Consider the following 25,664-nt stretch of genomic DNA (forward strand, 5'->3'; position numbering starts at 1 on the left):
AGGCCGGGGAAACCCGGCCTTTCCTTTTGCATATTCATCCATTGTAAAAGCCGCTATAGGATAGTCTTGTCACCGCAATTCCTTTCCCGAAAAGCCGGACCTGCAAGCCGCATGAGCGCACACGACCTGAAGCTGGAAGAGATCGTCAATCCCGAAACGCTCCGTCGCAAGCTCAATGAGCTGGCGGATTCGACCGACGAAAGCTATACGAGCCTTCCGGTGCGAAAGGTGGTTCTGCATGCGCTGAAAGATGCGCTGGTGCGCGGTCGCGCCAATGCGGAAGGGCTGCTAATGAAGGATGGCGGCGGCACGCTGTGCGCCCGACGCCTCTCCTATCTCATGGACACGCTGATTGAGGCGCTGTTCGAATTTGCAACCACCAAGGTCTATCCGATGGTCAATCCGTCCAAGGCGGAAAACATGGCCATCGTCGCAGTCGGCGGTTATGGGCGCAACGGGCTGGCGCCGGGTTCCGACATCGACCTTCTGTTCCTGCTGCCCTACAAGCAGACGCCGTGGGGCGAGCAGGTCGTCGAATATATGCTTTACATGCTCTGGGACATGGGGCTGAAAGTCGGCAACTCGACACGCAATATCGATGAGTGCATCCGGCTGTCGCGCGAAGACATGACGATCCGCACCGCCATTCTCGATGCGCGTTTTCTCACCGGCAACAAGGATCTGTTCACCGCGCTCGTCTCCCGCTTCGATGAGGAAATCGTCAAGGATACCGGGCCCGAATTCATCCAGGCCAAGCTTGCCGAGCGCGACGAACGCCACCGCAAGGCGGGCGAGACGCGCTATCTGGTGGAGCCCAATGTCAAGGAAGGCAAAGGCGGCCAGCGCGATCTGCATACGCTGTTCTGGATCGCCAAATATTTCTATCGCGTCAAAACCAAGGAAGAGCTGGTCAAGCTCGGCGTGCTGTCACGTGCCGAATTGCGCATCTTCAACAAGGCGGAAGATTTTCTCTGGGCTGTGCGCTGCCACATGCATTTCGCCACGCTGAAAGCGGAAGAGCGCCTTTCCTTCGACATTCAGCCGGAAATCGCCCAGCGCCTTGGCTATACCGCGCATCCCGGACAGAATCATGTCGAGCGCTTCATGAAGCATTATTTCCTCGTGGCCAAGGATGTCGGCGACCTGACCCGCATCATCTGCGCCGCGCTGGAAGAGGAACAGGCCAAGCATGTGCCGGGCTTCAACCGCATTTTCCTCACCTTTTCACGCCGCAAGCGCAAGCTTTCGACGGACGGCTATTTCGTCTCGGAAAACCATCGCATCAACACCGCGCGCCCCGACGTGTTTTCGGAAGATCCGGTCAATATCATCCGCATCTTCCAGCTGGCCGACAAGCACGGGCTGGAGTTTCACCCGGAAGCGATGCAGCAGCTGACCCGCTCGCTGAAACTCATCAATGCCGATCTGCGCGAGAACCCCGAAGCCAACAAGCTTTTCCTCGACGTTCTGACATCGCCGCGCAATCCCGAACTGATCCTGCGCCGCATGAACGAATCCGGTGTGCTGGGCAAGTTCATCCCGGATTTCGGCAAGATCGTCGCGATGATGCAGTTCAACATGTATCACCACTATACGGTGGACGAACACCTCTTACGCTGCATTGCCGTGCTGTCGGAAATCGAGCATGGCGAACTGGAAAACGAGCATCCGCTTTCCAACCATCTGATCACCACGATCAAGCGCGACCGCAATCTGCTCTATGTGGCACTTCTCCTGCACGATATCGCCAAGGGTCGCCCGGAAGATCATTCGATTGCCGGTGCCCGCATTGCCCGCAAGCTTTGCCCGCGCTTCGGCCTCTCCCCTTCCGAGACGGAGACGGTGGAATGGCTGGTGCGCGAACATCTGACCATGAGCATGGTGGCCCAGTCGCGCGATCTCAACGACCGCAAGACCATCATCGACTTTGGCGACACGGTGCAGACCATGGAACGGCTGAAGCTGCTCCTGATCCTGACCGTCTGCGATATCAAGGCCGTCGGCCCCGGTGTCTGGAACGGCTGGAAGGGCCAGCTTCTGCGCACGCTTTTCTATGAAACCGAACTGGTGCTGACCGGCGGTTTCTCCGAGCTTTCACGCGCCGACCGCGACCGGCAGGCCCGTGAAGCGCTGGCCGAAAAGCTTTCCGACTGGCCAGCCGCCGAGCGTGACGCCTATCTTGGCCTGCATTACATCAATTATTTCCTGACCGTCAGCCTAGACGATCAGGTGCGCCACGCCCATTTCATCCGCGAAGCCGACCGGGCGGGCCGCGCCCTTGCCACCATGGCCAAGCCACAGAGCTTCGAAGCCGTGACGGAAATCACCGTTCTTGCGCCCGACCATCCGCGCCTCTTGTCGATCATCACCGGCGCCTGCGCTGCCGCAGGCGGCAACATCGTCGATGCGCAGATCTTCACCACTGGCGACGGACGCGCGCTCGATACGATCCTGATCAGCCGCGAATTCGATCTGGATGAGGATGAACGCCGCCGCGCCGAGCGCGTGGGCAAGGTGATCGAAGACGTGCTTTCCGGAAAGGCGCATCTGCCCGACGTGCTGGCCAAGCGCACCAAGCCGAAGAAGAACGCCAAGGCCTTCACCGTGGAACCGCGTGTCGAGATCAACAACACGCTGTCGAACAAGTTCACCGTCATCGAAGTGGAAGGTCTGGACCGTCCCGGCCTTTTGTCGGAACTGACTGGCCTTATTTCCGACCTTTCGCTGGATATTGCTTCGGCGCATATCACGACCTTCGGCGAAAAGGTCATCGACAGTTTTTATGTAACGGACCTCGTGGGTCACAAGATTTCAAACGCCACCCGCCAGGGCAATATCCGGCGCAAGGTTCTTGCGTTGCTCAGCGGTGAAAACGGCAGCAAGGCCAATGGCCGCTCGTCGCAGGCAGCATAAGTTAGGTTTCTCAAAAGCATGAGTCTGGTCAAAAAGTTCGCCACGGTGGCATCCGGCACGCTGATGAGCCGCATATTCGGCTTCACCCGCGAGATGTTCATGGCGGCAGCGCTCGGCACCGGCCCGGTGGCCGATGCTTTCAACGCAGCATTCCGCTTTCCGAACACGTTCCGCAGGCTTTTCGCCGAAGGCGCATTCAACTCCGCTTTCGTGCCGCTTTTCGCCAAGGAAATCGAAAACAACGGCATGGACGGCGCCCGCCGTTTCTCCGAGGAAGTGTTCGGCGTGCTGTTCACGGTGCTGCTGTTCATCACCATCGTGATGGAACTTTCGATGCCCTTCATCGTGCGCACCGTCATTGCGCCGGGCTTCATGGACGATCCGGTGAAGTTCGACAACACGGTGCGGCTCGCCACCATCATGTTCCCCTATCTCGCCTGCATGTCGCTGGCGGCGATGATGGGCGGCATGCTCAACTCGCTGCACCGCTATTTCGCGGCAGCGATAGCGCCTGTCTTCCTCAACATCATCCTGATCGGCGTTCTGGCCTTTGCCTGGTGGCGCGGTCATGATCCATTGACTGTCGGCTACGGCCTGTCCTGGGGCGTCATGGCGGCAGGTCTGGTGCAGCTCGCCATTGTCTGGCTCGCGGTGCGCAATGCGGGCATCAAGATCGGCTTTCGCCGCCCACGCCTGACTGCCAACGTCAAGCGGCTGCTGGTGCTGGCGCTGCCCGCCGCAATCACCGGGGGCATCACGCAGATCAACCTGCTCATCAACACCAACATCGCTTCCGGCATGGAAGGCGCTGTTTCCTCGCTGGTCTATGCCGACCGCATCTATCAATTGCCGCTGGGCGTCGTGGGCATTGCGGTTGCCACCGTGCTTCTGCCGGAACTGTCGCGCGCCTTGCGCGGCGGCCACATGAAGGAAGCCTCGAACCTGCAAAACCGCTCGGTCGAGTTCACGCTGTTCCTCACGCTGCCAGCCGCCGCCGCACTGCTCGTCATGTCGGAGCCCATCGTGCGGCTCTTGTTTGAGCGCGGCAAATTCAGCCCGGATTCCACAATCGTCGTCTCCAACATTCTGGCGATCTACGGTCTCGGTCTGCCCGCTTTCGTGCTGATCAAGGCGTTTATTCCGGGCTTCTTCGCCCGCGAGGATACGCGTACGCCGATGATCTTCGCGGCCATTTCCGTTGCGGTGAATGTTTCGCTTGCCATCACGCTGTTCCCGCGTCTCGGCCCGACCGGCATCGCCACAGCAGAAATCGTGGCTGGCTGGGTCAATGCCGTTCTGCTGTTTGCAACGCTCGTGAAACGCGGCCATTGGGGACAGGATATTCCGCTTCTCACCCGCATTCCGCGCCTGTTGATCGCGGCGGGCATCATGGCGTTTGGCATTCATTATGCCATCGGCCATTTCGCCTATGAGCTTTCTTCCGCTGCGCCCTTTGTCGTTCGAGCCGGAACAGTCTGCGCCATGGTGATTGCCGCGATGATTGTCTATTTCGGCCTCGCCTTCGGTCTCGGCGGTGCAAATACCGGCATGATCCGCCGCAATGTCAAACGCGGCGCGGTCAAGAAAGAGCCCGAGAGTGACGCATAATTGTCCTTGAAACGCCTCTGCGTCTCTGCGAAAACACGCCCCATCGTCAAAGCCCCCTGCTCTCCACCGGCAGGGGTTCATTTTTAGGATAGAACCATGAGCACGTTCAAACCGCTTGTCTTCTCCGGCGTCCAACCGACCGGAAATCTCCACCTCGGCAATTATCTGGGGGCGATCAAGCGGTGGGTCGAGGTCCAGAAGACCCAAGAATGCATTTATTGCGTCGTGGACATGCACGCGCTGACCGTGTCGCCCGACCCGGCTGAACTGCTGCAATCCACCCGCGAAGTGACGGCGGCGTTTCTGGCTTCCGGCATTGATCCGCAGAAGAGCATCGTCTTTAACCAGAGCCGTGTCATGCAGCATGCGGAACTGGCCTGGGTGTTCAACTGCATTGCGCGCATCGGCTGGATGAGCCGTATGACGCAGTTCAAGGACAAGGCCGGCAAGGACCGCGAAAATGCTTCGCTGGGCCTCTTTGCCTATCCGAGCCTGATGGCTGCCGACATTCTGCTCTATCGCGCCACCGCCGTGCCCGTTGGCGAAGACCAGAAGCAGCATCTGGAGCTGACGCGCGATATCGCGCAAAAATTCAACAATGACTATTCCGACCGTATTGCATCGCTTGGCATCGGCGTGGATATGCAGGTGGGCGACGAGAAGGTTTCGGGCTTCTTCCCGCTGACCGAACCGATGATTTCGGGTCCGGCTATGCGCATCATGTCGCTGCGCGACGGCACCAAGAAAATGTCGAAATCCGATCCGTCGGACCTGTCGCGCATCAATCTGATCGACGACGAAGAAACGATCACCAAGAAGATCCGCAAGGCCAAGACCGATTCCGATGGCCTGCCATCGGAACTGGATGGTCTGTCCGGTCGTCCGGAAGCGGACAATCTGGTCGGAATCTATGCGGCTCTCGCCTCGCAGTCGAAAGAAGATATCCTTGGGGAATTTGGTGGACGCCAGTTCTCGGAATTCAAGGCGGCACTGGCCGAACTGGCCGTGACGAAGCTTTCGCCGATCACCCATGAAATGCGCCGTCTGGTGGCCGATCCGGCCCATATCGACAGCGTTTTGCGGGATGGCGGCGAGCGCGCAGGTGTGGTCGCCGAGAAGACCATGCGCGATGTGCGCGACATTATCGGCTGGTTGCAGAACTGATTTTCAACAGCGTCACCAAGGGCGACTGGTTTTTTGCGGTCGCCCTTGTTTTTGTGAAATTGCCTGCTGTTAAGGGCCATAGCAAAGAATGCTGGCTTGCAGGCGGCCAATCCTGATGGCAAATTGCGGCCATGGTATCCAAACGACTAAGCCGGGAATCCGGTCACCGACGCAAATTTCTCGCCGTCATCGATGAAACGCCCGAATGCGGGCGCGCTGTCGCCTATGCCGCACGCCGTGCCAAAAACACGAGCGGCTCGCTCATTCTGCTTTTCGTTATTGATGACTCCGATTTCCAGCAAATTTTGGGCGTCGGCGAAATCATGCGTGCCGAAGCGCAGGATCGAGCGCGATCCGCGCTGGAAAAATTCGCCGCCGTCGTACGTGAAGATCAGGGCATCGAACCTGAACTCAGCATCCGTGAAGGCCAGACAGCGGAAGAGCTGCTCAGCCTGATCGAGGAAGACCAGGACATTGCCATTCTGGTTCTCGCTGCCGGTTCCGGCAAGGAAGGCCCCGGCCCTCTCGTGCAATCGCTGGCTGGCCGCGCCCAGTTTCCCATCCCCGTCACCGTTGTTCCCGCAGGGTTGACCGATGACGACATTGATGCGGTGACCTGACGCAACAGTTGCATTCTTCGTGATGCCGGGCTGCAAAGAGCAATTTTGAGTTTTGCGTTCGCATAATCTGATCCGAAAAGTCTGCAACTTTTCGGGATTATGCGAGGCTTCCGGTGCTCACGTACCTTTAAATACGTTCCGCTCCGGTACTCGAAAATCACTCTTTTCGCCACGGCCTGACGAATTTGCAACTGTTGTGCAATCACCCTATATTGATAGCAACTGAAACGCGCCTGAGAGCGACAGCCCTTGTTTCTGCGCGGTTTCGCTATTATTAGAACAGTTCCAAAATTGAAAGCGGAGAACTGGCATGTTCATCCAGACTGAAACCACGCCCAATCCGGCGACCCTGAAGTTTCTGCCCGGGAAGGTGGTCATGCCGGAAGGCACCGCCGATTTCCGCGATGCTTCATCCGCCGGCAACACGTCGCCGCTGGCAGCCAAGCTGTTCGCCGTTCCGGGCGTTACCGGCGTTTTCTTCGGCTATGACTTCATTACCGTCACCAAGGACGATGGCGATTGGCAGCACCTGAAGCCTGCAATCCTCGGCACGATCATGGAGCATTTCATGTCGGGCGCCTCGGCCATGGCTGGCAACGCCAATGCAGACGCCGCAGCCGCTCATGGAGATGAAGAATTCTTCGATGAAGCCGATACCGAAATCGTCGAAACCATCAAGGAACTGATCGAAACCCGCGTTCGCCCTGCCGTTGCGCAGGATGGCGGCGACATCACTTTCCGTGGCTTCGAAAACGGCACCGTGTTTCTCAACATGAAGGGCGCCTGCTCGGGCTGCCCGTCGTCGACCGCGACGCTGAAGCACGGTATCCAGAACCTGCTTCGTCACTTCGTGCCGGAAGTGCAGCAGGTCGAACAGATCTGATCGGTCTCACAAACTGAAATCTGAAAAACGCCGGGTCGCCAGACCGGCGTTTTTTTATGAAAGCGCCGCGCTCAACGCCGTCCTGGCGCATATCGTATATTAAGTATAAGCGATATCATCGTACTTATCGTGTACCAAACTATGGCGATTGCAGCGCCCCGTAAAAAGTATAGATTCACTCATGTTTCAAGAAAGAGGACATGATGTTTCATATACCGATCGGCAGTTCAGACTTGGAAGAACTAAAGGAGGCGTATGGATACTTTATGCACTCCGTTTCAGATGTCATTCTGCAATATGCAGATATATTTCCCGCACTGCTCTGAAAACAGACTTTAAACTATTTGAAAATAAGTTCGGCGATACACGATCACCACTTTAATGTCGTGTATCGCCGATATAGCATTATTTACTGCTTCACGATAACCTTTGCGCCCTGTTCGGCACGATCATAGAGATCGATGATATCCTGATTCATCAGACGGATGCAGCCCGACGACATGGCTTTGCCGATGGTCCACCATTCCGGCGTCCCGTGCAGGCGATAGCCGGTATCACCACCCTTGTTGAACAGATAGAGCGCACGCGCGCCGAGCGGATTTTTGAGGCCCGGGTCCATGCCATTGCGGAACTTCGCCAGTTCCGGCTGACGCTTGATCATTGCCGATGGCGGCGTCCAGGTCGGCCATTCGCGCTTCATGGCAACGCGGGCTGTGCCCGACCAGCCAAAGCCTTCACGCCCGACGCCGATGCCATAGCGCATCGCCTTGCCATCCGGCATGATGTAATAGAGGAACTTCGCTTGCGTATCGACGATGATGGTGCCGGGGGCTTCATCGGTCTGATACTTCACGATCTGGCGACGATATTGCGCCGGTATCTTTTCGCTCGGAATGGCGGGAAGCACATAGCCAGCATCGGTGACCGACGAGTAAGAGGCTGTGTAGAACGTTCCGCCGACAGTAGAGCAGCCAGCAAGTCCGCCTGCAAGAAAAAGTGCCGCCGTCAGTTTAAGGACGCGAGAATTCATGCATTCCCCCAAGATAGAATCAATGTGCCGTCAAAAGGAGCGAATCGCCCATTCATGCTTGAAGATGCGGCAGTATTGTTAACTGTACGTTAACCGTAAATTGAAAAATTCTTTATTAGGCCATTTTTCTGCCTTTTTTCGCCTTGTTTGACGGACCAATACTCAAAAATCGCCACAAAGAATCGCGCGTTTTCGGTTGTTTCGCTTTGAAACCGCACGCAAAATGCCGCCATGCCCATCGTGATTCCCAACCAGACCCATCCGCTGTCCGACGGACGGCAATCAGACAACGCCATGCTTGTGCGCCGTGGTGTGCAGCGCCTGTTTCTGGATATGGGGCTTGCGACCTTGCCGGAGCTGCCGCTTGCATCCGGCCGCCGCGCCGATCTGATTGCGGTCAGCCGCAAGGGCGAAATCTGGATTGTCGAGATTAAGTCGTCGATTGAGGACTGGAAGGCGGATCGCAAATGGCCGGACTATCGCGCCTATTGCGACCGGCTGTTTTTCGCCACCCATCCGGCGGTGCCGCGTGAGATATTCCCGGAGGAATGCGGCTTCATTCTCTCTGACGGTTATGGCGCGGAAATCCTGCGCGATGCGCCTGAACACAAGCTGGCAGGTGCTACCCGCAAGGCGCTGATGCTGCGCTTTGCCCGGGCGGGCGCGGCGCGCCTCACCTATGCCGAGCTTTCCGGACTGGAAATGCCGGGCGGCGATTTTTAAACAAAAAGCGAGGAAACCGATGTGGTTTCCCCGCTTTTCAATGCTTTAGCAGAGGCGCTTACTGGCGCGAACGGCTGCGGCTGATCGCGATGATGGCGACCAGAGAAATCAGCACCGTCACCAGCAGATAGACCGCGACCGCATGCCAGCTGCCTTCATATTTGGCGAGCAGCCAGGTGGCGATCAGCGGCGCAGTACCGCCAGCCAGCGCGGCACCCAGCTGGTAGCCGAGCGTGATGCCGGTATAGCGCACCTTGGTCGCAAAGATTTCCGACGACAGCGTGCCCAGAACAGCGGTGATCGGCGACCAGAGAACGCCAAAGCTGATAACCGTTGCCAGCGTCAGGCCCCAGACGGTCTTGGTGTCGAGCAGCATGAAGTAGGGAACGATGAACAGGCCGAGCAGGATGCAGCCGACGACATAGACCGTCTTGCGGCCAACATAATCGGACACGAGACCCATGGTCGGGATCAGGATTGAAGCGACCAGCGCGCCGATCATCACGGCGTTCAGCGCCGCGCTCTTTTCGAAGCCGAGTGTGCTCACCGCATAGCTCACCACGAAGGTAGAGAAGATGTAGAACGGTGCTGTTTCCACGACCTTCAGGCCAGCGGCGATCAGCACTTCGCGCCAATGGTTCTGAAGGGTTTCAACGAGCGGCATCTTGGCGACATTGCCGCTTTCCTTCGCCTGCTTGAATTCCGGCGTCTCGTCAAGACCGTTACGGATCCAAAGGCCGAGGAAAACCAGACCCGCGCTCAGCACGAAGGGAACGCGCCAGCCCCAGGCCATGAAGGATTCATCCGGCAGAGTGACCATCAGGCTGACCGAAAGCGTCGCCAGCAACATGCCGATGGTCACGCCGACCTGCGGAACGCTGCCGAAGAAGCCCTTGCGATTGGCAGGTGCATATTCATAGGCCAGCAGCAGAGCACCGCCCCATTCGCCGCCAATGCCGAGCCCCTGCACCATGCGCAGCAGGATCAGCAAAATGGGTGCCCAGACGCCAATATGATCATAGGTCGGCAGCAGACCGATGAGAACGGTTGCACCGCCCATCAGCGACAGCGTGATGACCAGCGTCTTCTTGCGGCCGATACGGTCGCCGATATGCGCGAAAATCACGCCACCCAGCGGACGGATGAAGAAGGTCAGCGAAAACGACAGATAAGACAGCATCAATCCGACAACGGGGTCGAAGTTGGGGAAGAACAGCTTGTTGAAAACAAGCGCGGCGGCTGTGCCGTAGAGAAAGTAGTCGAACCATTCGATGGAGCTGCCAGTCAAGCTGGCGATAAGCGCTCGCCGGCGGGCGGTCGCGCTCGAAGGTGCATCAGTATGAGCAGTCATGTGTTGCCTTGAATGTTAGATAGCGCATTCGAGCACAAGAGAACCGGGCTGCGGTGGAACAGGGCGCAGCATTCTCCTCCGAATGGCCCTAGAGCGGCGCATGACCGCTCTAACTATTTGTTTTTGGAGCACATCTTATCCGAAAACCGTTTCACACTTTTCGGGATGTGCCTTAGTTGCCTTATTATTATAGATTTTTATATTCAACTTTAGAACAATCCACTAGGAATGATACACAATATAGGGAAATTACCTTTGAAATCCCCTCTAATAAAAAAATCCAGCAAAACACGGAGGTTTTACTGGATTTTTCACTGAATTAAGAAATTACTAATTTTCGGCGGGCGAACGCCAAAATGCAGAATCAAGGCCTCAGCGCGGCGCGCGCTTGGCGAGAATGCGCTGCAAGGTACGGCGATGCATGTTGAGACGGCGCGCGGTTTCCGAAACATTGCGCTCGCACATCTCGTAAACGCGCTGGATATGCTCCCAGCGGACGCGATCGGCAGACATCGGGTTTTCCGGCGGAGCGACTTTTTCGCCCGGACGGCGGGTCAGGGCTGCAAAGACTTCATCCGCATCGGCAGGCTTCGACAGATAGTCGATGGCTCCGAGCTTCACCGCATTCACGGCGGTGGCGATATTGCCATAACCGGTGAGGACGATGGCACGCGTATCGGAACGACGCAGGCGAATGGCCTCGATGACGTCGAGACCGTTGCCGTCTCCCAGCCGCATATCGACCACGGCATAGGCGGGCGCTGCGGCCTTGGCGGCGGCGATGCCTTCTTCAACCGATTCCGCTGTGGTCACCTGAAAGCCCCGGCTTTCCATGGCGCGGGCCAGGCGTTGCAAGAAAGGTTTGTCGTCATCAACCAGAAGGAGGGTGGGGTCGTTGCCTATGGCTTCGCTGTCTTCCTGCTTCAAGTCGTCCATCGGGTGCTTCCTGCCTGTATTTTTGATCCCTTATTGATACCCCTGCGTCAAAAAGTCAAATAGCCATTGAATCGTTGAAGCAATTTCTACGGCCATGAATTTTACGCCAGACTATAAATCATTGTATTTGATTAATAATTCTAAAAGACAACACAAGAAGTTGAGCAAAAACAATTTTGCGAGGCGGTTTTGCGTCAGACGTGGGTGAAGGTTGAACGCGGCCAAACCACTTTGACTTCTGCCCCCTGCCCCGGATTGCTTCGATTACGGAACGCAATCTGTGCGCCGGAACGCTCCAGCAAGGTTTTTGCGATAAACAGGCCAAGGCCAAGCCCGCCGCCATTGCGGGTGCTGTCGCGGCTGGTCATATAGGGCTCACCGATGCGGTCGAGGATTTCCGGCTTGAAACCTTCGCCATCGTCCTGAATGGTCACGCTGACCTGATTGTCGGTCCAGCCCCAGGTGACACTGACATTGCCGCGCGCGAAATCGACAGCATTTTCTACCAGATTGCCGAGGCCATAAAGCAGGCCGGGATTGCGCCGCGTGACCGGCTCGGGCTTCGGCCCTTCCACCTTCTCCACGTCGATGGTGACACCGAAATTGCGATGCGGTGCAATCACTTCCTCGATCAGCGAGGACAATGGCAGGCGCGACATATGCTCCTCGTTTTCCGAGGACAAGCTGGTCAGCCGTTGCAGAATTTCACGGCAGCGCTGCGTCTGCGAATGCAAAAGCGCAATGTCTTCGCCAAGCCCCGTATCAACCGGATTTTTGGCATAGGAACGCTGCATTTCCTTCACCACCAGCGCGATGGTGGCGAGCGGCGTTCCCAGCTCGTGAGCGGCAGCAGCGGCGAGACCATCCAGAGCGGTGAGGTGATGTTCGCGCTGGAGAATGAGTTCCGCAGCGCTCAAAGCATCGCCCAGCTGGCGCGCTTCTTCCGCGATGCGATAGGCATAGACACCGGTAAAGCCCAGTGCCGAGGTGATCGCGCACCAGATGCCGATCACGAACAGGAAGGGCAGGTTCAGTTCCTGCCCCGGATACCAGGGCAGCGGCTCGTGCCGCACCGAAAGCACCGATGTGCAGGCCACGACCAGTAAAGCCAGCGCGAGCGTGTGCCGGGCTGAAAGCGAGGTGGCCGAAATGATGACCGGCACGATCATCAGGATGACGAAGGGGTTTTGCAACCCGCCGGTGAGATAAAGCAGGCCCGCCAGTTGCAGAATATCGAAGGCCAGCACAAGGCTCGCCGCTTCCGGGTTCAGCCGGTGATTGGTCGGAAAACGAAAGGCCAGATAGAGATTGAGCCAGGCCGAGCAGGCAATCAGCGCAAAACAGATACCGACAGCAAAGGGGAATTGCAGGTAAAGCGCCACCAGCATGACGGCTGCCGTCTGCCCGGCGATGGCCAGCCAGCGCACACGAACCAACGTGGTCAAACGCGGGCGGCGCGAAAGATTGGAAGCGCGGTTCTCGAACTCTGCGTGCATTTTCTGCTGTCCCTCTATCCTGCCCCTTATGGGACAAGCGAAGACAGGAATGCAAGCGGAACTGCGTTATCCGGTCGCAGGCGGTTAATGCTTCGTTTTAGCACGACAGTTGCAAATTCGTCAGGCCGTGGCGAAAAGAGTGACTTGCGAGCACCGGAGCGCAGAAAATTGCTCTTTGCAGTCCGGCATCACGAAGAATGCAACTGTCGTGTTAGGTTCCGCGCGGCTTTGCCCGGCGGGTTGCTTCCGCATTGGCCGGGTCTTCCGGCCAGACATGTCTTGGATAGCGCCCACGCATGTCGGTCCGCACATCGGCCCATGATCCTTTCCAGAATCCCGGCAGATCCCGGGTGATCTGGATCGGGCGATGGGCGGGCGACAGAAGTTCCAGCAGCAAAGGCACCTTGCCATTGGCGATAGATGGATGCACACCAAGTCCGAACAGTTCCTGCACGCGGACGGCCAGCACCGGCTCTTCGGCATCGTAGCGGATTGGAATATGCGAGCCGGTCGGCACGGTGAAATGCGTTGGCGCGAGTTGATCCACGCTGCGCTGAAGATCAAAGGGCACAAGGCTCATCAGGCCGTTTTTCAGCACGTGACCCGGAATGCGGTCGAGTTGCGCTTCGCCGGTCAGGAAGGGCAGCAGCCAGTCTTCCAGCGTCTCCAGCAGATGCTCGTCGTCCATGGATGGCCATGGATCGCCCAGCCCACGATAAAGCCAGCCAAGACGGCGACGCAGAATTTCGGCTTCCTTGCCCCAGGGCAGAATGCCAAGCCCATGTTCGCGCAGGGCGGCGATCACGCCCTCATCGGCAGCGCTGCCCGATGGCGCGGCCAGCGGCTTTTCCGAAAGGGCGATGGCGCCGATGCGCACGGCCTCACGCGCCCTGAGCGCGTTCTTTTCGGGGTCATAGACGACCTGTCGCCCGCTCTCGATCCGCTCGCCGAGAGCTGACCGGATTTCCGCTTCCGACACTTCGGCAGCCGAAAGAACACGCGCACGGCCCGCCTTGCCGGACATATCCGCCACGACCAGCCAGGGTGCACGACTGAGGCTGATCGCGCTATCCACCTCGCCGCCGCGACCGTTGGCCAACAGGAATTGCCCGGTCTGGCCGCGCGCTCTGGCAATCCGGTCGGGATAGGCGTCTATCAGCATGCGCCCGATGCCTGATCCAGCGGGCGCGCCCTGATTGGGCACATTCGCGGCAAGGCGCTTTGCCAGACCCTTGGCCCTTTGAGCACGGTCCGAACGATCATTGCGAAAGCGCGAAAAGCGCGTATCGAGATCGGTTTCGTTACCGCCAAGACCACGCTCGGTTAAGAGGACCGCCAGTTCGGCAGCCTTTAAAACTTCGCCGCGCTTGCCCGCCTCGGCCACCATATGGGCAAGACGCGCAGGCAGAGCGAGCTGACGCATCGCTTCTCCGTCGGGGGTCAGACGCCCGGCCTCGTCCAGCGCGCCAAGCCTGCGCAACAGAGCACGGGCTTCATTCAGCGCCGGTTTCGGCGGCGCATCGAGAAAGGCAAGCGTTGCCGGATCGATCACGCCCCAAGCGGCGCTGTCGAGCACAAGGCCGGATAGATCGGCCTCCAGAATTTCGGGCGGAGAAAAGGCGGGCAACGATGCCGTCTGCCCCTGATGCCAGAGGCGAATGGCCATGCCCGGCTCCGTTCGCCCGGCGCGGCCCGCCCGCTGATCGGCGCTTGCGCGCGAGGTCCGCACCGTTTCCAGCCGTGTCAGGCCGGTGGCTGGTTCATATTTCGGCAGGCGAGCAAGCCCGCTGTCGATCACCACGCGCACGCCGTCGATCGTGATGGAGGTTTCAGCAATCGAGGTCGCCAGAACCACCTTACGCCTGCCTTCCGGTGCCGGCTTGATCGCCGCATCCTGATCGCGGCCTTCCATCGCTCCATAAAGCGGCGCGAGTATCACATGGGCCGGCACGCGATCTTCCAGAAGGCGCACCGTGCGCTCGATTTCGCCCTGCCCCGGCAGGAAAGCCAGAATGCTACCGGTCTCATCGGCCAGCGCGTCGCGAATGCTCCGCGCCATCGCGTCTTCCACCCGCTCGTCGGCTTTTCGTTCGCGATAACGAATATCGACAGGGAAGGCCCGGCCCTCGCTTTCAATCACTGGCGCATCGCCGAGGAGTGCGGCCACACGCGCACCGTCGAGCGTTGCCGACATGACCAGAATTTTCAGATCGTCGCGCAAAGCCGCCTGCACATCGAGCGCCAGCGCTAGCCCGAAATCCGCATCGAGGCTGCGCTCGTGAAACTCGTCGAACAGCACTGCCGCCACACCCTTGAGGTCCGGATCATCAAGGATCATCCGCGCAAAGACGCCCTCAGTGACGACGAGGATTTTCGTCCTGCCCGAAACCTTGCTCTCCAGACGCATCCGGTAGCCGACCGTTTCGCCCGGCTCCTCGCCCAAAAGCTCGGCCATGCGACGGGCAGCCGCGCGGGCAGCAAGTCGCCTCGGCTCCAGAAGCACGATCATGCCATCGCCGCGCCACTGCGCATCCAGCATATGGATCGGCACCAGCGTCGTCTTGCCCGCACCCGGCGGCGCGACCAGAACCGCGCTTGCATGGGTGTCCATGGCCGTATCCAGTTGCGGCAGAATGCGGGTAACGGGAAGATCAGGCAGGCGCGTCAAAAGAATATCCGTCGATCAGGGGCAGCAGCACTTGTGCTTATCACACAAGTGCTGGCCATTATCCATATTCGAAACCCGATCGAACAGGCTCCCGCATCCTACAAGACTTCACAAAAGTATTTCTGTATATTTTATTCGTATAATTATGCATAGTATTTATAAAATTAAGAAACCTGGGGAATTAATCGGGATGAATATTAGCAAAAGGGAATTTTTAAAAGGACTTATTCTTTCCAGTCTCGCAGGCGGCCTGGCGACATCGGGTTTTCCCGGCCTCTTCGATGCAGCTGCGAAGGACACGGATGCAGCCATTCCTCTCATCCCGACCCCGCACAGGATCAGGAATTTGAGCGGAAAATTCCGCGTCGAGAGCGGCGCCAGGATCACCTATGACGATCCCGCCATTGAAAACAGTATTCGCGTTTTCAAAGAAGCAATACGACCCTTCTCGGAAATAAAACTCGTAAACGCACCGCGTTCCAGCGCGAATTCACCGAAGGGCGCCATTCATCTGGAAATCGGTCCGACACCGGAAATCAAAGAGGCTCCCCGGTCGACGGGCCTCTCGCCCGCCGAGCAGGACGATCTGGACGAGCGCTATTTTCTGCACGCAGACGAAACCGGGGTCGTCATCAGGGCGAACAGTTCGCAAGGGCTAGCCATGGGCCTGACCACGCTGTTGCAGCTTTTCGCCACTGCGCCGCAACAGGATGCCAGCGGCATCGAAATTCCTGCTGTCCGCATCGTGGACGGTCCGCATTACAAATGGCGCAGTTTCCATCTCGATGTTGCCCGGCATTATTTCACCACGGACGAGATCAAGACGGTCATCGATCTGATTGCGTTCTACAAGTTCAACGCGCTCGATCTTCATCTCACCGATGATGAGACCTGGCGCATTGAAGCCGCTAGACCGGATGGCAAACAGCCGGATGACGAGCCCATCTATAGCCGCGCCGATCTCAACGAAATCGTCGCCTATGCGCAGGCACGTCACATCACCGTCATTCCATCTTCGGACGCGCCCGGCCATGCCGCGGCACTGATCAGGCTGCACCCGGACTTGGCGATGGGCAGCAACGTACAACGTTTCGAACTGACACCGGGCGTGGTGCAGCATCGCGCCTGGCTCAACCCCGATCTGCCCGATAGCTTCAAAGTCTATGACGAGATCATAGCCTATCTGTTGGAAGTCTTCCCCGGGCGCTGGCTCGATATCGGCGGTGATGAAGCCTTCGGGATGCCGGAACAGCTTTATACGAAATTCGTCCGGCATCAGCATAAGGTGGCGGTGCTGGCCGGGAAAAAGCCGATCGCCTGTCAGGAAACCATGCGAGCCGGACTTGACCGCGATATCGTCGTTCAGCACTGGATTTCCACCGACCCCAAATATGCCAATATGGAACTCGGCGCGCAGATGGGATCGCAACAGGCACTCCAGTTGCAGAAAATGGTCGTCAAGAATGTCCAGAACAGTTTGAACGACCTCAACCGCGCGATGGAGCGCGCGCTTCCGATCCTGCTCACGCCGTTTGCCCATAGCTATCTCGACGTGCCCTATAAGGAAGCGTCCATTCTACCCGAGCAGAATGCGCTCAAGGCACGTCTTGGATTGCGCACCTATCGGCCCCAGACCGTCGAGGAATATTATAACTGGAATCCGGGCAAATCCCTGCCCGGCGGGGGCAAGAACGCGCATATTGCGGGCGTGGGTGCCGCAATCTGGTGCGAAACGATCAAGAGTTTCGATGATTTGAGTTTTCTGATCCTGCCGCGCCTACCCGGCATGGCGCAAAAGGGATGGAGCACCGTTTCCAACAGTCCATGGCAGAGGCACAGCGCGGCTCTTCCGGCCCACGGAACGGTCTGGGAGAAAAGCAAAATCGGCTTCTTCAAGTCCGAACTGATAAGGTGGTAGAAGAGCGTGCTTTCACACCTATTCTGTCAGGAACACACATGCCCCATATCCGCCTATCGAGCGCGACCGACGCGCCTGCTCTCACTGAAATCTGGCGGGCCAGCGTGCGCGCCACGCATGACTTTCTTAGTCCCGAGGATTTCCGGGAAATAGAAACCCTCGTATCCGAGCATTATCTGCCTAATGCTGAAGTCTGGGTCATCGAAGACGACGGAAGGCCTGTCGGCTTCATGGGGCTGACCGACAATCAGATCGACAGCCTGTTCATCGCGGCAGACCAGCGCGGCAAGGGCATTGGCAAGCGGCTCATCGCCCACGCGCAATCCCTCAATGGCGGCACGCTGACCGTCGATGTGAACGAGCAGAACGTTCAGGCCGTCGGCTTCTACCGGCATATGGGCTTCATCGAAACCGGACGTTCCGAAACCGACGATCAGGGACGCCCCTACCCGCTGATCCATATGCGCCAGCAAAAACCTGCCTGATACCGGTCTGAAAGGTTTGCGCGTATCTGGCCGCACGCGCAAATCCTTTCCTGAAAAAGACGCTTCAGGAGCAATTGACATACTCCCCCATAGTATATAGATTTTCGCAAAATCGAGAGGATTCATGCCGCATTCACCGGACGATAAAAAGCGTGCGCTAACCCGCCTTCGCCGCATTCGCGGACAGGCGGAAGCGTTGGAACGCGCCGTGGAAGCGGGCACGGAATGCGCGGCGCTGTTGCAACAGATCGCAGCCTTGCGCGGCGCGGCCAACGGGCTGATGGCGGAAGTTCTGGAAAGTCACTTCCGCGAGACATTCGGGCAAGCGCGTGAGACCATTGTGCGGGATGTCGCGACAGACCCGGACGCCGAGATCGATCAAATCATGCAGATTTTGCGCACCTATCTGAAATAGGGCGCCAAACCGGACTAACTATTTGTTTTTGAGCCCATCCTGTCGGAAGATAGTTTCAAAATTCTCGGGATGCGCTCCAGATCCAGAAGGAACATCGTCATGAAATCACGTGCAGCCGTTGCCTGGGAGGCAAAAAAGCCGCTCACCATCGAAACCGTCGAAATCGGCGGACCGCGGGCCGGTGAAGTGCTGGTCGAAATCATGGCGACCGGCGTGTGCCACACCGACGCCTATACGCTGTCGGGCCTCGATTCCGAAGGCAAGTTCCCGGCCATTCTCGGCCATGAGGGCGCGGGCATCGTGCGCGAAGTTGGCGCAGGCGTGACCTCCGTCAAGCCGGGCGACCATGTCATCCCGCTTTACACGCCGGAATGCCGCCAGTGCAAAACCTGCCTGTCGCAGCGCTCCAACCTCTGCACCTCGATCCGCGCCACGCAAGGTCAGGGCCTGATGCCGGACAAGACCACGCGCTTTTCCTGCGATGGCGGCGAAGTGTTCCATTATATGGGCTGCTCGACTTTCTCGAACTTCACTGTTCTGCCGGAAATCGCCGTCGCCAAGGTGCGTGAAGACGCGCCCTTCGACAAGATTTGCTATATCGGCTGCGGCGTCACCACCGGCATCGGCGCGGTGATCTATACGGCAAAGGTTCGTCCGGGTTCGAATGTGGTGGTATTCGGCCTCGGCGGCATCGGCCTCAATGTCATTCAGGGCGCGCGCATGGTCGGCGCGGACAAGATCATCGGCGTTGATATCAACCCGGCCAAGGTCGAAATGGCGAAGAAGTTCGGCATGACCGACTTCGTCAACCCGCGTGAAATCGGCAATGACAAGGTGGTTCAGGCGATTCAAGACCTGACCGATGGCGGCGCGGACTATTCCTTCGACGCCACCGGCAACACCGATGTCATGCGTCAGGCGCTGGAATGCTGCCATCGCGGCTGGGGTGAATCCATCATTATCGGCGTTGCGGAAGCTGGCAAGGAAATCGCCACGCGTCCATTCCAGCTGGTCACGGGCCGCGTCTGGAAAGGCACCGCCTTCGGCGGCGCGCGCGGCCGCACCGACGTGCCGAAGATCGTCGACTGGTACATGGACGGCAAGATCAACATCGACGATCTGATCACCCACACCATGCCGCTCGATGAAATCAACACGGCCTTCGACCTGATGCATGAAGGCAAGTCGATCCGTTCGGTGATTGTCTACTGATGAGCGAAAAAACGCTGATATCCCGCTGGGATGAGCTGGACGATTTTACGCCGCGCGCGCTTTATGCGCTGCTGAAATTGCGCGTGGATATTTTCGTGGTGGAGCAGAAATGCCCCTATCCCGAAATCGATGGCAAGGACATTGGCGCGTTCCACCTGCGCATTCTTGACGGCGAAGAACTCGCAGCCGCCTTGCGGGTTCTGCCGCCGGAAAGTGATGGCAAACCTGCCAAGATCGGGCGTGTGGTCGTGGCCCCGGATTACCGGGGCTACCAACTTGGCCGAAGGCTGATGCAGGAAGCGATTGCCTTCACGCAACAGCATTTTCCCGGCATCGCCATTGAGCTCGGTGGCCAGAGCCATTTGCAGAAATTCTATGGCTCGTTCGGTTTTGAAGTCATTTCGGATGAATATCTGGAAGACGGCATCCCGCATGTGGACATGCGGCTGGAACGCCGGGAAAAGAGCAACTGATGTTTCTGCTGCGCCGCCATATGTCCTTTTATCTTGCGGCCATCGGCGGCGCAGCGGCCTTTATCATCGCCTGGCTATTCGACAGTCCGCTGGCGCCGGTGATCGGGGCGGACACATTCTTCGTGCTTTATCTGGTGCTGGCGCTTGTGGCCATTCCGAAGCTCACCGCCGCTTTTCTCAAAAAGCACGCCGCCGCCGCCGATGAACCGGCCTGGATCATCTTTCTGGTGACTTTCGCAACCGTTATCGTCGCAGTGGCCTCGCTGTTCATTCTGCTCAACCGGCAGCCGAAGGCGGATGCATTGGCGCTGGTGACCACGCTTGCATCGGTGCCGCTCGGCTGGGCGACCATCCACATGATGACGGCCATTCACTACGCCCATGCCTTCTGGCAACCGCAGGAACCAGCCGGTGACGACAACGGCCACGCCAGCCGCCATCGCGGCGGGTTCGACTTTCCCGGCACGCAGGAACCATCGGGCTGGGATTTCGCCTATTTCGCCTATGTCATCGGCATGACCGCGCAGACTTCCGATACGGGCGTCACCACCACCGCCATGCGGCGGCTGACACTGATGCACAGCGTGGTATCCTATTTCTTCAACACCATTCTCGTCGCGGCAGCGGTCAATGCCGCCGTCGCGCTCGGCAGCTGAATAGCCCGGCCCGCGCGCAAAATCAGGAACTGGAATTCACATGACAACGACCCTCGAAACAATTTCGACAGCCAAGTGCTTTGGCGGGACGCAAGGCGTCTACCGGCACAAAAGCGCGACCTGCCAGTGCGATATGACCTTTGCCGTCTTCCTGCCGCCGCAGGCCAAGGATGGTCCGGTCCCGGTGCTCTGGTACCTATCCGGCCTCACCTGTACGCATCAAAACGTGATAGACAAGGGCGAATATCGACAATTGGCTGCAGAACTTGGAATTGCCGTTATTTGCCCGGATACGAGCCCGCGCGGTGATGACGTTCCGGACGAACCGGAGAACTGGCAGTTCGGCAAGGGCGCAGGCTTTTATGTCGATGCGACGCAGGCGCCTTTCGCCAGGAACTACCAGATGTATAGCTATATCACGCAGGAACTGACCGATCTGGTTGCGGCTGAGTTTCCGCTGGATATGGCGCGGCAAGCCATCACCGGCCATTCCATGGGCGGTCATGGCGCGCTGACGATTGCGCTGAAAAACCCGGACCGCTTCAAGTCGGCCTCGGCTTTCGCGCCGATCGTGCAGCCATCGACCGCCGGATGGTCGAAACCGGCGCTGGAAAAATATCTCGGACCGGAAGAACGTGCATGGCGTCCCTATGATGCGTCGTTGCTGATCGAGGATGGCTACAAATTCCCGGCATTTCTGGTCGATCAGGGCACCGCAGACGGTTTCCTGAACGACGGCTTGCGTCCGTGGCTGCTGGAAGAAGCCTGCAAGAAAGCTGGCATTCCGCTCACGCTCAACATGCGCGAGGGCTATGATCATTCCTATTTCTTCATTTCGACATTCATGGATGACCATCTGCGCTGGCATGCAGAACGGCTGTAAGACACAGAAAAGCCCGGCTTGGCCGGGCTTTTTGCTATCGCCTCACCACCTTCATGGGCAGACCGCCCTGCGGCTGCGTGGTGAGCTTTTGCACCGGCCACGGTCTGGTGGTTTCCAGCACGTCGAAGCGGTGACCGTCGAGCAAAGTCGCCAGCGCAATCACCGCTTCCTGCAAGGCAAAGCTCGCCCCGATGCAGACGCGCGGTCCCGCGCCGAAGGGCAGATACTGGAAACGGTCGAGCCGGTCGCGGTTTTCCGGCCAGAAGCGCTGCGGCATGAAAGCATCCGGCTGATCCCAGTAGAGGCGGTGACGGTGGATCACCCACGGCATGACCAGCACCGTTGCGCCTCTCGGTATTGCCAGATCGCCATAGCGATCATTCTCCGCCGCCTCGCGATTGATCGATGGCGCAGGCGGGTAAAGACGCATCGCTTCCTCGAAAGCCGCGCGCGTAAAAGGCAGGCTGGCCAGCCATTCATGCGGCGGGAGATCGCGCCCGCCCTTTTCGAAAAAGGCGTCGATTTCCGCTTCGACGCGCTCACGCTCATCCGGTGCCTTGGCCAACAGATAGAGCGTCCAGCCGAGCGCCCGGGCCGTGGTTTCGTGACCGGCGCCAATGAAGGTGATGATATTGTCTTCGATCTCGGAGCGGCTCAGGCCTTCCGGACCTTCGGCGCGCAGAAGCAGCGTCAGGAAATCGCTCGGCACCGCCTCGCCCTTGTCCATACGCGCCTTGCGCAGGGCAATCGTGTCGGAGACAAGCGCACGGAAAAAGCCCAGCGACTGCTGGCCGCGCAAGCGCGTGAAGCGTGGCAGCCAGTCGGGCAGTCCCAGCAGATCGAACGGATCGACGCGCCCCATGGTTTCAAACAGCTTGTCGATCTGGCGCGCAAAATCGTTAGGATCGCCTGCGATTTCACCGGAAAACAGCGTTTCGGCCAGAATATCATAGGTCAAAAGCGTCATGTCATGGGCAACATCGGTGACGGTGCCGTTGGTCCTGTAGCGCTCGACGAACAGGCGTGAACGGTCGCGCATGGTTTGCGCAAAGCCCGCAATATGGCGCGGCGTGAAGACAGGCGCCATGGCCTTGCGCGAACGCTTCCACACCTGCCCCTCAGCCGTCAGAAGGCCATCGCGCAGCAGCGGGCGCAGCACGCGCTGCCGAATGGCGGACATGGGATAATTGGCGGCATTTTCCACCAGCACGTGGCGGATCAGCCCCGGATCGTTGGCGATGATGGTTTTGATGCCGAGCCAGCTGACCTCGACCCAGCGCTCATTGTAGGAAGGCTCGCCCCACAATTCGAGCGGGTTCTTGTAAACCACGCGCATCATCTCGAAACGGCCGACCGGCTTTTCGCGCGGACGCGGCGCGGGCGGCACGAAGGGTTCTAGCACTTCCGGCATAGTCATCGCAGTTTCATCCAAGCGTTCCAGATACCGTTGTTTTATGACATATAAGGGGTAATTGTGGCGCTTCCAGAAGCCCAATCGAGGCCGCATCTGCCATATGGGGTCGATATCCGCCCAAACTACCGGAATCCCCGGCAAATTTGCGCGTGAAATTTGGAAAATAAGCCGTTAGCGCCTATATTAAAGCCATGTTTGTCGTGTGATTCGACACGTTCTTTAAGGCTGCATTTGCAGCAGGCTATCAGGCTGCATTCGCAGCACGTTTTCGAAAGATTTTCATGAGCGATACGCCCGAGATGAATTCCGAAGCCTCCGCCGAATATGGCGCGGATTCCATTCGTGTTCTGAAAGGTCTGGATGCCGTTCGCAAGCGTCCGGGCATGTATATCGGTGACACGGATGACGGCTCCGGCCTGCATCACATGGTTTATGAAGTCGTGGACAACGCCATCGACGAAGCACTGGCGGGCCATGCCACACTCGTCACCGTGACGCTCAACGCCGATGGCTCCTGCACTGTGACCGATAACGGTCGCGGCATCCCGACCGACATCCATAAGGAAGAAGGCGTTTCGGCTGCTGAAGTCATCATGACCCAGCTCCATGCGGGCGGCAAGTTCGACCAGAATTCCTACAAGGTTTCCGGCGGTCTGCACGGCGTGGGCGTTTCGGTCGTCAACGCGCTTTCGGTCTGGCTGAAGCTGAAGATCCGCCGCTATGGCAAGGTTCACGAAATGAGCTTTACCCACGGCGTCGCCGATGCGCCGCTGGTGGTGACGGGCGATGTGGCCGACGGCGAAACCGGCACTTCCGTGACCTTCCTGCCCTCGACGGAAACCTTCAGCATGGTCGAATTCGACTATGACACGCTGGAGCGCCGCCTGCGCGAGCTTGCCTTCCTCAATTCCGGTGTGCGCATCAAGCTGACGGACAACCGTCATGCGGACGCCAAGGAACACGAACTGCATTACGACGGCGGTTTGATCGAATTCGTGAAATATATCGATCAGAACAAGAAGCCGCTGATCGACGAGCCGGTCTATATCCGCAGCGAAAAGGACGGCATGACGGTTGAAGTCGCCATGTGGTGGAACGATTCCTACCACGAAAAGGTGCTGTGCTTCACCAACAACATCCCGCAGCGCGATGGCGGCACCCATCTGGCCGGTTTCCGTGGCGCGTTGACCCGTCAGGTCACGGGCTATGCGGATGCTTCCGGCATGACCAAGAAGGAAAAGGTGCAGCTCACCGGCGACGATTGCCGCGAAGGCCTGACGGCCGTTCTTTCCGTCAAGGTGCCGGACCCGAAGTTCTCGTCGCAGACCAAGGACAAGCTGGTTTCGTCGGAAGTGCGCCCGGTGGTCGAAAGCCTCGTCAACGAAGCGCTGTCGATCTGGCTGGAAGAGCATCCGGCGCAAGGCAAAGCCGTGGTCGAGAAGGTCATTCAGGCCGCCGCCGCCCGTGAAGCGGCGCGCAAGGCCCGCGACATCACCCGCAAGAGCACGCTCAGCGTCACCTCGCTGCCGGGCAAGCTCGCCGATTGTCAGGAACGCGATCCGGCCAAGTCGGAACTCTTCATCGTCGAAGGTGACTCGGCAGGTGGTTCCGCGAAGAGTGGGCGCTCACGCCAGAACCAGGCGATCCTGCCGCTGCGCGGCAAGATCCTGAATGTGGAACGCGTCCGCTTCGACCGCATGCTCTCCTCCGATCAGGTCGGCACGCTGATCACCGCGCTCGGCACCTCGATCGGCAAGGATGAGACGCACGGCTTCAACGCCGACAAATTGCGTTATCACAAGATCATCATCATGACCGATGCTGACGTCGACGGTGCGCATATTCGCACGCTGTTGCTCACCTTCTTCTTCCGTCAGATGCCGGAGCTGATTGAGCGCGGCCATATCTATATTGCGCAGCCGCCGCTCTATAAGGTGTCGCGCGGCAAGTCCTCGCAATATATCAAGAACGAAGCCGCCTTCGAGGACTTCCTCATCGAGACCGGCCTTGAAGAAGCAGCCCTTGAAATGGCAAGCGGCGAAGTGCGCGCCGGGCCTGATCTGCGCGCCGTCGTGGACGATGCGCGCACGCTCCGCCAGCTTCTGCATGGCCTGCACACCCGCTATGACCGCCGCGTTGTCGAACAGGCGGCAATTGCTGGCCTGCTCAACCCCGACGCATCGAAGGACAATGCCACGGCGCAACGCTCTGCCGATACGGTTGCGACGCGCCTCGACATGATTTCGGAAGAAACCGAGCGCGGCTGGACCGGCCATGTCATGGAAGATGGTGGCTATCGCTTCGAGCGCATGGTGCGCGGCGTCAAGGATGTCGCCATTCTCGACATGGCGCTGCTCGGCTCTGCCGATGCCCGCCAGATCGACCGTGTGGCAGGCCGCATGAGCGAAACCTTCGCCGAGCCGCCCATGCTGCGCCGCAAGGACAGGTCGGACGTGTTGTCCGGCCCGATGGCGCTGCTGGATGCAGTTTTCGCGACGGGTCGCAAGGGCCTCACCCTACAGCGTTACAAAGGCTTGGGCGAAATGAACGCCGAACAGCTGTGGGAAACCACGCTTGACCCGAATGTGCGCTCGCTTCTGCAGGTCAAGGTGACCGATGCGACCGATGCGGATTCGCTCTTCTCGCGCCTGATGGGCGACGAAGTGGAACCACGCCGCGAGTTCATTCAGGAAAACGCGCTGAGCGTCGCCAATCTGGACGTCTGATCCAGCTCGGCCCCTGACAAAAATAAAGGCCTCTGCTCGCAGAGGCCTTTTGTTTATCTGGCGGTATCACAACCGCAAAAAGAAAGGCCC

General features: G+C 58.6%; 20 protein-coding genes. 14 read left to right on the forward strand and 6 right to left on the reverse strand.

Annotated features, from left to right (window positions below; genetic code table 11):
- Window positions 1-111 precede the first annotated feature (111 nt).
- The 5 genes from FIC94_RS07555 to FIC94_RS07575 all read left to right on the forward strand — a co-directional run bounded on the left by FIC94_RS07555 (window position 112) and on the right by FIC94_RS07575 (window position 7,188).
- The gene (locus FIC94_RS07555) at window positions 112-2,913 is read left to right on the forward strand and encodes a [protein-PII] uridylyltransferase (RefSeq protein ID WP_140024463.1); all 2,802 of its coding nucleotides are present in this window, start codon (window positions 112-114) and stop codon (window positions 2,911-2,913) included.
- Window positions 2,914-2,931: 18 nt separating this feature from the next.
- Entirely contained in the window at window positions 2,932-4,521 is a 1,590-nt protein-coding gene (murJ, locus tag FIC94_RS07560) for a murein biosynthesis integral membrane protein MurJ (RefSeq protein WP_140024464.1), read from the forward strand.
- A gap of 96 nt (window positions 4,522-4,617) precedes the next feature.
- Window positions 4,618-5,685: a tryptophan--tRNA ligase gene (trpS, locus tag FIC94_RS07565; RefSeq protein WP_140024465.1), complete on the forward strand. Its 1,068-nt coding sequence runs from the start codon at window positions 4,618-4,620 to the stop codon at window positions 5,683-5,685.
- A 131-nt stretch (window positions 5,686-5,816) separates the two neighbouring features.
- Complete coding sequence (locus tag FIC94_RS07570) at window positions 5,817-6,305, forward strand: universal stress protein (protein WP_109368171.1); 489 nt, start codon at window positions 5,817-5,819, stop codon at window positions 6,303-6,305.
- 310 nt (window positions 6,306-6,615) lie between these two features.
- The gene (locus FIC94_RS07575; RefSeq protein WP_140024466.1) at window positions 6,616-7,188 is read left to right on the forward strand and encodes a NifU family protein; all 573 of its coding nucleotides are present in this window, start codon (window positions 6,616-6,618) and stop codon (window positions 7,186-7,188) included.
- 409 nt (window positions 7,189-7,597) lie between these two features.
- Here the strand turns inward: FIC94_RS07575 and FIC94_RS07580 are convergent, their stop codons facing one another.
- Window positions 7,598-8,218 carry a L,D-transpeptidase gene (locus tag FIC94_RS07580; RefSeq protein ID WP_109368169.1) on the reverse strand — a complete coding sequence of 207 codons (621 nt, stop codon included), beginning with the start codon at window positions 8,216-8,218 and terminating at the stop codon, window positions 7,598-7,600.
- Between the two features lie 231 nt (window positions 8,219-8,449).
- Here FIC94_RS07580 and FIC94_RS07585 point away from each other — a divergent pair, with 231 nt between their 5' ends.
- Window positions 8,450-8,941: an MmcB family DNA repair protein gene (locus tag FIC94_RS07585; RefSeq protein WP_109368168.1), complete on the forward strand. Its 492-nt coding sequence runs from the start codon at window positions 8,450-8,452 to the stop codon at window positions 8,939-8,941.
- Between the two features lie 58 nt (window positions 8,942-8,999).
- Here the strand turns inward: FIC94_RS07585 and FIC94_RS07590 are convergent, their stop codons facing one another.
- From FIC94_RS07590 to hrpB, 4 genes are all read right to left on the reverse strand, one after another.
- Window positions 9,000-10,292 carry an MFS transporter gene (locus FIC94_RS07590; RefSeq protein WP_140024467.1) on the reverse strand — a complete coding sequence of 431 codons (1,293 nt, stop codon included), beginning with the start codon at window positions 10,290-10,292 and terminating at the stop codon, window positions 9,000-9,002.
- 372 nt (window positions 10,293-10,664) lie between these two features.
- Window positions 10,665-11,228: a global response regulator transcription factor RegA gene (regA, locus tag FIC94_RS07595; protein ID WP_078339656.1), complete on the reverse strand. Its 564-nt coding sequence runs from the start codon at window positions 11,226-11,228 to the stop codon at window positions 10,665-10,667.
- Between the two features lie 194 nt (window positions 11,229-11,422).
- Entirely contained in the window at window positions 11,423-12,724 is a 1,302-nt protein-coding gene (locus FIC94_RS07600) for an ActS/PrrB/RegB family redox-sensitive histidine kinase (RefSeq protein ID WP_121537102.1), read from the reverse strand.
- Between the two features lie 211 nt (window positions 12,725-12,935).
- On the reverse strand, window positions 12,936-15,392 hold the full coding sequence (gene hrpB, locus FIC94_RS07605; RefSeq protein WP_140024468.1) for an ATP-dependent helicase HrpB: 2,457 nt from the start codon (window positions 15,390-15,392) through the stop codon (window positions 12,936-12,938).
- Between the two features lie 190 nt (window positions 15,393-15,582).
- Here hrpB and FIC94_RS07610 point away from each other — a divergent pair, with 190 nt between their 5' ends.
- The 7 genes from FIC94_RS07610 to fghA all read left to right on the forward strand — a co-directional run bounded on the left by FIC94_RS07610 (window position 15,583) and on the right by fghA (window position 21,434).
- The gene (locus tag FIC94_RS07610) at window positions 15,583-17,310 is read left to right on the forward strand and encodes a family 20 glycosylhydrolase (protein WP_180917929.1); all 1,728 of its coding nucleotides are present in this window, start codon (window positions 15,583-15,585) and stop codon (window positions 17,308-17,310) included.
- Window positions 17,311-17,348: 38 nt separating this feature from the next.
- Window positions 17,349-17,795, forward strand: a complete 447-nt coding sequence (locus FIC94_RS07615) for an acetyltransferase (protein ID WP_121537096.1) — start codon at window positions 17,349-17,351, stop codon at window positions 17,793-17,795.
- A gap of 124 nt (window positions 17,796-17,919) precedes the next feature.
- Complete coding sequence (locus FIC94_RS07620; RefSeq protein ID WP_109368162.1) at window positions 17,920-18,210, forward strand: metal/formaldehyde-sensitive transcriptional repressor; 291 nt, start codon at window positions 17,920-17,922, stop codon at window positions 18,208-18,210.
- Window positions 18,211-18,309: 99 nt separating this feature from the next.
- Window positions 18,310-19,422 carry an S-(hydroxymethyl)glutathione dehydrogenase/class III alcohol dehydrogenase gene (locus FIC94_RS07625; RefSeq protein WP_121537094.1) on the forward strand — a complete coding sequence of 371 codons (1,113 nt, stop codon included), beginning with the start codon at window positions 18,310-18,312 and terminating at the stop codon, window positions 19,420-19,422.
- Entirely contained in the window at window positions 19,422-19,895 is a 474-nt protein-coding gene (locus tag FIC94_RS07630) for a GNAT family N-acetyltransferase (RefSeq protein ID WP_109368160.1), read from the forward strand. The genes FIC94_RS07625 and FIC94_RS07630 overlap by 1 nt, the downstream gene beginning before the upstream one ends.
- Window positions 19,895-20,551 (forward strand): DUF1345 domain-containing protein, encoded by a 657-nt coding sequence (locus FIC94_RS07635; RefSeq protein WP_121537092.1) that lies wholly within the window; start codon window positions 19,895-19,897, stop codon window positions 20,549-20,551. Before FIC94_RS07630 ends, FIC94_RS07635 begins: the two co-directional genes overlap by 1 nt.
- A 40-nt stretch (window positions 20,552-20,591) precedes the next feature.
- Complete coding sequence (fghA, locus tag FIC94_RS07640) at window positions 20,592-21,434, forward strand: S-formylglutathione hydrolase (RefSeq protein ID WP_140024470.1); 843 nt, start codon at window positions 20,592-20,594, stop codon at window positions 21,432-21,434.
- A 34-nt stretch (window positions 21,435-21,468) separates the two neighbouring features.
- Here the strand turns inward: fghA and FIC94_RS07645 are convergent, their stop codons facing one another.
- Window positions 21,469-22,845, reverse strand: coding sequence for a cytochrome P450 (locus FIC94_RS07645; RefSeq protein WP_140024550.1), 1,377 nt, complete (start codon window positions 22,843-22,845; stop codon window positions 21,469-21,471).
- A gap of 284 nt (window positions 22,846-23,129) precedes the next feature.
- Between FIC94_RS07645 and gyrB the strand changes: the two genes are divergently transcribed.
- Window positions 23,130-25,574, forward strand: a complete 2,445-nt coding sequence (gyrB, locus tag FIC94_RS07650; protein ID WP_140024471.1) for a DNA topoisomerase (ATP-hydrolyzing) subunit B — start codon at window positions 23,130-23,132, stop codon at window positions 25,572-25,574.
- Window positions 25,575-25,664 lie beyond the last annotated feature (90 nt).

The organism is Ochrobactrum teleogrylli, assembly GCF_006376685.1.
Taxonomy (GTDB): domain Bacteria; phylum Pseudomonadota; class Alphaproteobacteria; order Rhizobiales; family Rhizobiaceae; genus Brucella; species Brucella teleogrylli.

Coding starts and splice junctions, on each gene's coding strand:
- gyrB (WP_140024471.1), top strand. CDS start 23,130: ATGAGCGATACGCCCGAGATGAATTCCGAAGCCTCCGCCGAATATGGC.
- FIC94_RS07630 (WP_109368160.1), top strand. CDS start 19,422: ATGAGCGAAAAAACGCTGATATCCCGCTGGGATGAGCTGGACGATTTT.
- FIC94_RS07600 (WP_121537102.1), bottom strand. CDS start 12,724: ATGCACGCAGAGTTCGAGAACCGCGCTTCCAATCTTTCGCGCCGCCCG.
- FIC94_RS07635 (WP_121537092.1), top strand. CDS start 19,895: ATGTTTCTGCTGCGCCGCCATATGTCCTTTTATCTTGCGGCCATCGGC.
- FIC94_RS07585 (WP_109368168.1), top strand. CDS start 8,450: ATGCCCATCGTGATTCCCAACCAGACCCATCCGCTGTCCGACGGACGG.
- FIC94_RS07590 (WP_140024467.1), bottom strand. CDS start 10,292: ATGACTGCTCATACTGATGCACCTTCGAGCGCGACCGCCCGCCGGCGA.
- regA (WP_078339656.1), bottom strand. CDS start 11,228: ATGGACGACTTGAAGCAGGAAGACAGCGAAGCCATAGGCAACGACCCC.
- FIC94_RS07645 (WP_140024550.1), bottom strand. CDS start 22,845: ATGCCGGAAGTGCTAGAACCCTTCGTGCCGCCCGCGCCGCGTCCGCGC.
- murJ (WP_140024464.1), top strand. CDS start 2,932: ATGAGTCTGGTCAAAAAGTTCGCCACGGTGGCATCCGGCACGCTGATG.
- FIC94_RS07610 (WP_180917929.1), top strand. CDS start 15,583: ATGAATATTAGCAAAAGGGAATTTTTAAAAGGACTTATTCTTTCCAGT.
- FIC94_RS07615 (WP_121537096.1), top strand. CDS start 17,349: ATGCCCCATATCCGCCTATCGAGCGCGACCGACGCGCCTGCTCTCACT.
- FIC94_RS07570 (WP_109368171.1), top strand. CDS start 5,817: ATGGTATCCAAACGACTAAGCCGGGAATCCGGTCACCGACGCAAATTT.
- FIC94_RS07575 (WP_140024466.1), top strand. CDS start 6,616: ATGTTCATCCAGACTGAAACCACGCCCAATCCGGCGACCCTGAAGTTT.
- FIC94_RS07620 (WP_109368162.1), top strand. CDS start 17,920: ATGCCGCATTCACCGGACGATAAAAAGCGTGCGCTAACCCGCCTTCGC.
- FIC94_RS07580 (WP_109368169.1), bottom strand. CDS start 8,218: ATGAATTCTCGCGTCCTTAAACTGACGGCGGCACTTTTTCTTGCAGGC.
- fghA (WP_140024470.1), top strand. CDS start 20,592: ATGACAACGACCCTCGAAACAATTTCGACAGCCAAGTGCTTTGGCGGG.
- trpS (WP_140024465.1), top strand. CDS start 4,618: ATGAGCACGTTCAAACCGCTTGTCTTCTCCGGCGTCCAACCGACCGGA.
- FIC94_RS07625 (WP_121537094.1), top strand. CDS start 18,310: ATGAAATCACGTGCAGCCGTTGCCTGGGAGGCAAAAAAGCCGCTCACC.
- FIC94_RS07555 (WP_140024463.1), top strand. CDS start 112: ATGAGCGCACACGACCTGAAGCTGGAAGAGATCGTCAATCCCGAAACG.